We start from the raw sequence: 9,776 nt of genomic DNA, 5'->3' as shown, positions 1-9,776 counted from the left end.
TGTTGGGCGGTGGCTGTGCCGATCACGTCACCTTGCGCGTTGATGATCTCGGCTTTGGCAGATTTGGCGTGGTGGCCGGTATGGCCCTGCGTGGCGCTTGCAAGGGCCAATGCAGTTACAAGAATGGCGGTTCTCAGCATGTCTGTGTTCCTTTTGTTTACGGGCGCAATCCGGTGTCGCGTCACATCGTAAACACGCGGACGGCCCCCCGTATTCAGGGGGCCGACCTGCGACATTTGAAACATGCAGTCGTAACGTAGGGTCAGCTTTTGCTGGCGGCCTTCGTCGTGGTCTTCTTGGCCGCCGCTTTCTTCTTGGGGGCGGCTTTCTTTTTGGAGCCCTTCTTGGCCGCGCGTTCGTTGACCAGTTCGATGGCCATTTCCTGCGTCACATCCTCGGGCTTGATGTCCTTGGGAATGGTCGCGTTGACCTTTTCCCATTTCACATACGGTCCATAGCGTCCATCCAGCACCTGCATCGCGCCGCCATCGGGATGCTCGCCCAGCTCTTTGAGCGGTTTGGCCGCCGCGCGTCGCCCGCGCCCGGGATTGGCGCGTTTTTCGGCCAGCAGTTCCACGGCGCGGTTCATGCCGATCTCGAAGACGTCATTGGGGTCTTTGAGGTTGGCGTAGACCGGCTTGGCCTCATCGGCCAGTTGGTGCATCAGATAAGGCCCGAACCGCCCGAAGTTTGAGGTGATCATGCCGCCCTCGGGGTGTTCGCCGATCTGGCGGGGCAGGGACAGCAGCGTCAGCGCCTTGTCCAGATCCATGTCATCCTTGCTCCACCCACGCGGCAGCGAGGCGCGCGGGGGTTTTTTGTTCTCGGGCGTGGGTTCGCCGCGCTGAACATAAGGACCAAACCGACCGGATTTCAGCCAGATCTCATCGCCCGCATCCTCGCCCAGCAGACGTTCGTCACCTTCGGCCCCTTCGCCCGCGATGGGGCGGGTATAGGTGCATTCGGGGTAATTGCCGCAACCCACGAATCCGCCGGTGCGAGAGGTCTTCAGATGCAGCTGTCCGACACCACATTTCGGGCAGACACGCGGGTCCGAGCCGTCCTCGCGCGGGGGATACAACTGCGGGGCCAGCGCCTCGTCCAGCTTGTCCAGCACCTCCGAGATGCGCAATTCGGTCGTTTCACCAATCGCGGCCGAGAAATCGCGCCAGAACTTGCCCAGCAGGTCCTTGTAGTCGCGGTCGCCGGCGCTGACATCATCCAGCTGCTCTTCCAGATTGGCGGTGAATTCGTAACCGACGTACTGGCGGAAGAAATTCAGCAGAAAGATCGTGACGATCCGGCCCTTTTCCTCGGGGATCAGCCGGTTCTTGTCCTTGCGCACATATTCGCGGTCCTGAATCGTGGTCACGATCGAGGCATAGGTCGAGGGCCGCCCGATCCCCAATTCCTCCATCCGCTTGACCAGAGTCGCCTCGGTATAGCGTGGCGGCGGCTGGGTGTGGTGTTGCAGCGCCAGAACGGATTCGTTGTCGGACAGGATGGCGGCCTTGTCGGAATCGCCGGTGGCCTTGGCAAACTGATCCTTCAGCGAGGTCTTCGCAAAACTCGCCGGATCGCCCTGCATGATCTGCGGCAGGCGCTTTTCGTCATCATCGGCCACGTCATCGCGACCCTCTTCATAGACGCGCATGAACCCGTCGAACAGAACCACCTGACCGGTGGCGCGCAGGCCGACCTGCCCATCGGCGCTGCCGATCTCGACCGTGGTGCGTTCCAGCCGCGCTGCGGCCATCTGACAGGCGATGGTGCGTTTCCAGATCAGGTCATACAGCTTGCGCTGATCCTCATCCGTGACCTTCAGCGCCTTGGCGTCGCGCGACATATCCGTGGGGCGGATACATTCGTGGGCCTCCTGCGCGTTCTTGGCCTTGTTCTTATAGATGCGCGGGCTGTCCGGCACGTATTCCTTGCCATACCGATCCGCGATTGCATCGCGGGTGGCGGCCACGGCTTCGGGGGCCATGTCGATACCGTCGGTCCGCATATAGGTAATGTACCCGGCCTCATAAAGGCGCTGGGCCACCTGCATTGCATGGCGCGCACCCATGCCGAACTTGCGGCTGGCCTCCTGTTGCAGGGTCGAGGTCATGAAGGGCGCGCTTGGGTTGCGGGCGGCTGGCTTGGCCTCGACCGAGGTGACGCTGAGGGCACGGCTGGTGATCGCCTGCACCGCCAGTTCGGCCTGTGTGGCGTTGGACAGGTCGTGCTTGTCCAGCTTCTTGCCCGCCAGCGTGACCAACCGCGCCTCATATGTTTGGCCGCGCGGGGTTTCGAAAAGCGCCCGGACCGACCAGTATTCGACCGGCTTGAACGCCTCGATTTCCATCTCGCGTTCGACGATCAGGCGCAGGCACACCGATTGCACCCGGCCCGCCGACCGAGCCCCCGGCAGTTTGCGCCACAGCACCGGGGACAGGTTGAAGCCCACCAGATAGTCCAGCGCGCGGCGGGCCAGATAGGCTTCGACCAGCGGCATGTCGACCTGGCGCGGGTTCTGCATCGCCTCGGTCACCGCATCCTTGGTGATGGCGTTGAAGGTGACGCGGCTGACCGGCGTGTCCTTCTTGATCGAGCGGCGCTTGGTCAGCGCCTCTTGCAGGTGCCAACTGATCGCCTCGCCCTCGCGATCGGGGTCGGTGGCAAGGATCAGGGCGTTGTCTTCTTTCAGCGCGTCGGCGATGGCCTTGACGTGTTTGCGGCTGTCATTGCCAACCTCCCACGTCATCGCGAATTCGTGTTCGGGATCGACCGATCCGTCCTTGGGCGGCAGGTCCCGCACATGGCCGTAAGAGGCCAGAACCGTGTAGTCGGGGCCGAGATATTTATTGATCGTTTTTGCTTTGGCCGGAGATTCTACAACAACTACGGGCATTTAGGGGGAAACCTCGCTCGACGGATTTTGCGCCTTGTATGGTCGTGCAAAATGTGTGGGGCAAGGTGGAATTGTCAATGTGTTCCTTTTATTCACTGAAAGATGTGGTGATTTCAGGTGGATAGAGGGGTTTCACGCTTAGCCTGCCAGCGACAGCAAGCCGCCCGGTTGCCGCTGGATTCGCCCGTCCAGCTCCAGATCGACCAGCGCCGGGCCGATTTCCCCGGCTGTGGCCGCGACATCGCGCAGCAACTGATCCTCGGCAACAGGGGACGGCCCCAGCCGCGACAGGATTTGCTGATGGAGGGTGTGAGTATCGACGGGATCACAACGATCCTCGATAGCATCAGGGGTGTCAGTTGACATCCAATCACCCTGCGAAGGCAGCGCGTCGATCACATCCTCAGCGGAACGCACAAGCGTCGCACCGTCGCGGATCAACATATTGCATCCGGCCGCGCGTGCATCAAAGGGATGGCCCGGAACCGCCAGAACCTCGCGCCCCTGATCCAGCGCATCCCGGGCGGTGATCAGACTGCCGGATTTAGCGGCTGCCTCGACGACGATCACTGCTTGCGCGAGACCCGAGATAATGCGGTTGCGGCGCGGAAAATGCCGGGCCTGCGGGGTGACGCCCATCGGTTGTTCTGACAGTCGCAATCCGGCTTCGGCGATGCTGTGGGCCAGATCAGTGTTCTCCGCCGGATAGATAACGTCCACACCGCCAGCCATCACCGCCACCGTACCGGTCGGCAGTGCCGCCAAATGGGCGGCTGTGTCGATTCCCCGTGCCAACCCTGACACAATGACATGCCCTTTCTCGCCTAACTCCTTTGCCAGACCCCGCGCCATCCGCGCACCCAGCGAGGAACAGTTGCGCGCGCCCACCATGGCAATCGCCGGGCGCGTGAGGATCGAGGTATCGCCCATCGCCCACAAAATCGGAGGGGCATCCGCAATATCGTTCAGGGCGGTCGGAAAATCGGCGGCCCCAAGGCACAAAAGCCTCGCGTTTGCGGCTTTTGCGGCCTTGAGTTCCGCCTCAATCACGCCGGGCGGGCAGATTTCATACCCTTCAATTCCGGCGGCGCGTGCCATTTCCGGCAGCGCGGCCAGCGCGTTCTGCGCCGAGCCATGTTCCCGCAACAGGCGCCGGAACGTCGCCGGGCCAACTTTGCGTGAGCGCAACAGACGGAGCCAGGAAAACCGATCCTCTTCCGTGGTGGGTGGGAGTGGGGGGTGATTGGAAGAAAGCTGCTCTTCGGTCATCCGATGCTCCGCCTGATTGCAGAACTGGTTTACGGGGATTTGAGTTAACAGCGTGTGAATCGCGGAAAATTAGATGTGATTTGTTTGGAATGCTGCATTGGATGAGTGCACATGCCTTTGAAATTGTGCAAGAAAATTCGTTCGAATTTTCTCAGTCCGATACGCATCCGCACTGCGAAATGCGTCGGTAGTAGGGCGCGAAGTTAACCCTGCGCCCTGAGTTTCGATCCTGATTCTCTGCCTATGCTGCCGAGCCGCCCACGGTCAGACCGTCCATCAGAACAGTTGGCTGCCCGACGCCCACCGGCACCCATTGGCCGTCCTTGCCGCAGGTGCCCATCCCTGGGTCCAGCGCCATGTCGTTGCCCAGTCCGCGGATGCGTTTCAGCGCCGACGGCCCGTCCCCGATCAATGTCGCGCCCTTGACCGGCGCGCCGATCTGGCCGTTTTCGACGCGGTAGGCCTCGGTGCAGGAGAATACGAACTTGCCGTTGGTGATATCGACCTGCCCGCCGCCGAAACCCACGGCCCAGATACCGTCCTTGATGTCGGCCACCAGCGCTGCCGGATCGGCCTCACCGCCCAGCATGATCGTGTTGGTCATACGTGGCATGGGCTTGTGGGCATAGCTTTGCCGCCGACCGTTGCCTGTCGGCGAAACACCCATCAGACGAGCGTTTTGACGGTCCTGCATGTATCCGGTCAGGATACCGTCTTCGATCAGCACGGTGCGGGAACTGGGCGTGCCTTCGTCATCTACGGAGATCGACCCGCGCCGATCAGCGATGGTGCCGTCATCCACAACGGTCACACCTTTGGAGGCGATCTGCTGGCCCATCAGCCCGGCAAAGGCAGAACTGCCCTTGCGGTTGAAGTCGCCCTCCAACCCATGCCCGATGGCCTCGTGCAGCAGGATGCCGGGCCAACCGGGGCCGAGCGCAACCTCCATCACACCCGCCGGGGCAGGGATCGCGTCAAGGTTCACAAGGGCGATCCGCAATGCTTCGCGCGCCTTGTCCTGCCAGTCCGTCGGATCAATCAGCCCGTCCAGGCCCACGCGCCCGCCGCCGCCAGCCGAGCCGCTTTCCCGCCGCCCGTTCTGTTCGACGATGACCGAGATGTTCAGGCGCGTCATCGGGCGCACGTCGCGGACGATCACCCCGTCGGGGCGCAGAATCTCGACCTCTTGCACGGCGGCGGCGATGGTGGCGCTGACCTGAACCACACGTGGATCGAGGTCGCGGGTAAAGGCATCGATCTCGCGCAGGGTTTCGATCTTGACCGGAAAGCTTGCGGATTCGATGGGGTCTTCATCCGTGTAAAGACGCGTGTTGGTCGCCTGCGGTGCCCCGGCCAGCGTGCCGCCGCCCTCGCCCACGGCCAGCCGCGCGGTTTCTGCCGCGCGTTTTAGGGCCGGGATCGATACCTCGGTGGAATGGGCATACCCGGCCACCTCACCCTGCACTGCCCGCAGGCCGAACCCTTCGGAGGCGTCATAAGAGGCCGTGCGCAGACGCCCGTCATCAAAGACCAGAGATTCGGATTTGCGGCGTTCCACAAACAGCTCTCCATCCTCGGCCCCGGCGGTGGCGGATTGCAAAACCGCAAGCGCCTCATCCTGCGGCAGGGCGTTTTCGAACGGGCGAAACGGGGCTTGAGACATGGGGTGCGGCCTTTCGCATTTGATCCAGATCAAAAATAGCGTCTGTTTGACGCAAGCATTTTGCTTTATCTACCCGCAGGAATATGGTTTTTAACGCGGCCAAAGACAACGGGAGAGGTGTGACCGATTCACATCTTTTCGCGAGAGACGCAAAGATCAAACGATCAGGACAGAACATGAAGAATGCTTTGATGCTTTCCGGGCTTGCCACAGCCCTCTCCAGCCTTCCCGCCATGGCTCAGGAGCTTGAGATTATTGGCAAACCGGTTGATGGCGGAATTGGTTTCCAACCTGCTGTTACCGAACTGGCCAATGACATCCGGGAACTGGACACGATGATTCTGGTGATCATCACCGTGATCTGTGTGTTTGTCGCGGGCCTGCTGGTTTACTGCATCATGCGCTACAACCAACGCGCCAATCCGACCCCGGCGCGATTCTCGCACTATACCCCGGTGGAAATTGCGTGGACGATTGTCCCGATTGTGATCCTGGTGGTTATTGGTGCCTTCTCGCTGCCGGTTCTGTTCAAGCAGCAGGAAATTCCCGAAGGCGATGTGGTCATCAAGGTCGTGGGCAACCAGTGGTATTGGACCTATGAATATGTCGATCACGATTTCGCATTCGACAGCTATTTGCTGGGCCACCCGGCCACGCTGGACGAAGGCGCCCGCCCTGCGGATGCGGATGTGACCCCGTTTGTTCTGGATGACGCGATGCGTGCCAAGCTGGTGGATGCAGGTTATGGCGAAGATGAATGGTTGCTGGCGACGGACACTGCTGTGGTTGTGCCGGTTGGCAAAATCATCGTCATGCAGGTCACCGCGTCGGACGTGATTCACTCGTGGACCATCCCGTCCTTCGGTGTGAAGCAGGACGGTGTGCCGGGTCGTCTGGCTGAGCTGTGGTTCCAGGCTGACAAAGAAGGTATCTATTTCGGCCAGTGTTCGGAGCTTTGCGGCAAGGATCACGCCTATATGCCGATCACCGTCAAAGTGGTCAGCGAAGAGGCGTATGAGCAGTGGCTGCAAGGCGCGCTGGAAGAGTATGCCGGTCAGCCGACAGCGTACCAGGTGGCCTCGAACTGAAGCCTTGTGCGGGTCTGACCCGCACTATGAACTCCGCAGGCTGCGCGGGTGACGCGCAGCTTTCGCCCTTGAAGGACCGGATATGAGCGACGCAAGCATCAATGCCAGCCAAGTGACCGCGCAGACCCGCGCGGACGAGGCCAGCTTTGGCGATTACTTCGCCCTGCTGAAGCCGCGTGTGATGTCTCTGGTCGTGTTCACGGCCTTGGTTGGTCTGTTGGCTGCCCCGGTTCCGGTACATCCCTTTGTCGGCTTCTGCGCGATCCTGTTCATTGCCATCGGCGGTGGCGCCTCGGGCGCGCTGAACATGTGGTGGGACGCGGATATCGACAAGGTGATGAAGCGCACCAAGGGCCGTCCGATTCCGTCCGGCAAGGTCGAAGAGGGTGAGGCGCTGGCCATCGGATTGGCGCTGTCCGGTCTGTCCGTGATCATGCTGGGCCTTGCGACCAACTGGTTCGCAGGCGCGTTTCTGGGCTTTACCATCTTTTTCTATGTCGTCGTCTATACGATGTGGCTGAAACGCTCGACCCCGCAGAACATCGTCATTGGCGGTGCGGCAGGGGCCTTTCCGCCGGTGATCGGCTGGGTCGCGGCCACCGGGTCGATGACGCTGGAGCCGTGGCTGATGTTCGCGCTGACCTTCATGTGGACGCCGCCGCATTTCTGGGCGCTGGCGCTGTTCATGCGGTCGGATTACGATGATGCGGGTGTGCCGATGCTGACGGTGACCCATGGTCGCCGCGCCACGCGCACGCATATCCTTGTCTATACCGGCCTGCTGGCCCTGCTGGCCGTTGGCACGGCATTCTCGGATATCGGTGGCCCGGTCTATCTGGTGGTCGCGCTGGTGCTGAACGCGCTGTTCCTGCGGGGGGCGTGGATGATCTCGCGCCGGACCGAGGACGATGCCGAGGCGGACAATTTCAAAGTCGAGCGCAGCTTCTTCAAGCTGTCGCTGCTGTATCTGTTCCTGCATTTCGGCGCGATTCTGGTCGAGGCGCTGCTGAAACCCTACGGGCTGGGAGGCTGGTCATGAGCCTGCGCAAAAGCCATGAGTTGCACCAGCGCCGGTTCAGCCGCAATCTGGGCGTCGGCCTGACGCTGGCGGCGTTTATCGTGATTATTTTCGGTCTAACCATCGTCAAAGTTTCCGGCACCGATTTCAACATGGCGACGCAAGAGGTGCAGAACTGATGGCTCTGACCGGTCCTCAGAAAACGGTTGCTCAGACCGTGGGCGTGGTTGTCCTGATGGGCTGCCTCGCCTGGGCGGCGGTGCCGTTTTACGACTGGTTCTGCCGGGTCACCGGGTTTGGCGGTACCACCGGCGTGGCCGAGACCGCGCCCGAGGACATTCTGGACCGCACCGTCACCGTGCGCTTTGACGCCTCCAAGGCCAAGAATATGGCCTGGGATTTCAAGCCGGTCGTGCGTGAAATGGAAGTCCGCATCGGTGAGACGGGTCTGGCCTTTTATGAGGCTTACAATCCGACCGACCGGCCGATTGCGGGGCAGGCGTCGTATAACGTCGCGCCTTATTCCGCCGGTGGGTATTTCCAGAAAATCGCCTGTTTCTGCTTTGAAGAGCAGGTGCTGCAACCTGGCGAACGGGTTGAAATGCCGGTAACTTTCTTCGTCGATCCCGAAATGGTCGAGGATCTGGAAGCGAAATATGTGCATACGATCACTCTGTCGTATACATTCTACGAAATTGACCTGCCCGAGGGCTATGCCGCCCTGGATGCGCAGGCTGATACAAACACGAACTAACGCCTGTAGGTGAGGGACGCTGATGGCACACGCTAAAAACCACGATTACCACATTCTGGCCCCGTCGATCTGGCCGCTGATCGGCGCTGTCGGCGGCTTTGTGATGCTGTTCGGGGCCGTTCTGTGGATGCACGGAATCACGTCCTATATATTCTGGGCCGGTCTGGTCGCGGTGCTTTACACCATGTTCGCCTGGTGGTCCGAGGTGGTGGTCGAAAGCCGTCAGGGTGATCACACGCCGGTCGTGCGCATCGGCCTGCGCTATGGCTTCATCCTGTTCGTGATGTCCGAGGTGATGTTCTTCTTCGCCTGGTTCTGGTCGTTCTTCAAACATCGCATGTACCCGATGTACGACTATGCCGGGACCGAATACATCCAGCCGGATATCCACGCGGTTGACCCGTTCCATCTGCCGCTGATCAACACTCTGGTCCTGCTGCTGTCGGGTTGTGCCATCACATGGGCGCACCACGCGCTGGTGCATGGCAATGACCGCAAGGCTCTGGTGCAGGGTCTGACCATCGGTATCGCACTGGGTGTCGCGTTTACCTTCCTGCAGGGGTATGAATACTATGAACTGCTGGCTCATGAGGGCTGGAAATTCGGCGGTGACCAGTTCTATTCGAACTTCTTTATGGCCACGGGTTTCCACGGGGCACACGTGATCATCGGGACCATCTTCCTGTCGGTCTGCCTGATCCGGGCGCTGAAGGGTGACTTCACCCCCGAGAAGCATGTGGGTTTCGAGGCCGCGGCCTGGTACTGGCACTTTGTTGACGTCGTCTGGCTGTTCCTGTTCTTCGCTGTCTACATCTGGGGTCAGGCCCCGCTGATGTAACGCGGCCTCGGTGATCCAATTGCAAAAGCCGCCCTTTGGGGCGGCTTTTTCTCGATTAGGGCGCAAGATTGCGCCCGATACAATTGCGCGGTTGCATTTACGCCCGTGCAGCCCTTAACAAGACGCCGGTTTCTGCAATTAGGTTTGACCCCGCCATGCGCCGCATTCTGTTCCTGCTGATCTTCGGCCTCGCCGGTCTGGGCGTGCTGCTGTCGCTGGGCATCTGGCAGGTGCAGCGGCTGGGGTGGAA

8 protein-coding genes are annotated in these 9,776 nt (G+C 60.9%); 5 read left to right on the top strand and 3 right to left on the bottom strand.

Annotated elements, in window-relative coordinates:
* Nucleotides 1-262 precede the first annotated feature (262 nt).
* The 3 genes from topA to tldD form a co-directional block, all read right to left on the bottom strand.
* Nucleotides 263-2,896, bottom strand: a complete 2,634-nt coding sequence (gene topA / locus MPJ51_RS14425; RefSeq protein WP_298388160.1) for a type I DNA topoisomerase — start codon at nucleotides 2,894-2,896, stop codon at nucleotides 263-265.
* A gap of 138 nt (nucleotides 2,897-3,034) precedes the next feature.
* Complete coding sequence (dprA, locus tag MPJ51_RS14420; RefSeq protein WP_298388157.1) at nucleotides 3,035-4,165, bottom strand: DNA-processing protein DprA; 1,131 nt, start codon at nucleotides 4,163-4,165, stop codon at nucleotides 3,035-3,037.
* A 241-nt stretch (nucleotides 4,166-4,406) separates the two neighbouring features.
* Nucleotides 4,407-5,828, bottom strand: coding sequence for a metalloprotease TldD (tldD, locus tag MPJ51_RS14415; RefSeq protein ID WP_298388154.1), 1,422 nt, complete (start codon nucleotides 5,826-5,828; stop codon nucleotides 4,407-4,409).
* Nucleotides 5,829-6,004: 176 nt separating this feature from the next.
* On the opposite strand from tldD, the gene coxB reads away from it, so the two are divergent.
* From coxB to MPJ51_RS14390, 5 genes are all read left to right on the top strand, one after another.
* The gene (gene coxB / locus MPJ51_RS14410; RefSeq protein ID WP_298388151.1) at nucleotides 6,005-6,916 is read left to right on the top strand and encodes a cytochrome c oxidase subunit II; all 912 of its coding nucleotides are present in this window, start codon (nucleotides 6,005-6,007) and stop codon (nucleotides 6,914-6,916) included.
* 82 nt (nucleotides 6,917-6,998) lie between these two features.
* Complete coding sequence (cyoE, locus tag MPJ51_RS14405; RefSeq protein WP_298388148.1) at nucleotides 6,999-7,955, top strand: heme o synthase; 957 nt, start codon at nucleotides 6,999-7,001, stop codon at nucleotides 7,953-7,955.
* The gene (locus MPJ51_RS14400; protein WP_162896804.1) at nucleotides 7,952-8,113 is read left to right on the top strand and encodes a hypothetical protein; all 162 of its coding nucleotides are present in this window, start codon (nucleotides 7,952-7,954) and stop codon (nucleotides 8,111-8,113) included. Before cyoE ends, MPJ51_RS14400 begins: the two co-directional genes overlap by 4 nt.
* The gene (locus tag MPJ51_RS14395) at nucleotides 8,113-8,688 is read left to right on the top strand and encodes a cytochrome c oxidase assembly protein (protein WP_298388141.1); all 576 of its coding nucleotides are present in this window, start codon (nucleotides 8,113-8,115) and stop codon (nucleotides 8,686-8,688) included. Before MPJ51_RS14400 ends, MPJ51_RS14395 begins: the two co-directional genes overlap by 1 nt.
* A 22-nt stretch (nucleotides 8,689-8,710) precedes the next feature.
* The gene (locus MPJ51_RS14390) at nucleotides 8,711-9,526 is read left to right on the top strand and encodes a cytochrome c oxidase subunit 3 (RefSeq protein WP_298388138.1); all 816 of its coding nucleotides are present in this window, start codon (nucleotides 8,711-8,713) and stop codon (nucleotides 9,524-9,526) included.
* Nucleotides 9,527-9,776: the final 250 nt, after the last annotated feature.

Source organism: Ruegeria sp., from assembly GCF_028066395.1.
Classification (GTDB): domain Bacteria; phylum Pseudomonadota; class Alphaproteobacteria; order Rhodobacterales; family Rhodobacteraceae; genus Ruegeria.
This window is presented reverse-complemented; position numbering and strand designations above follow the sequence as displayed.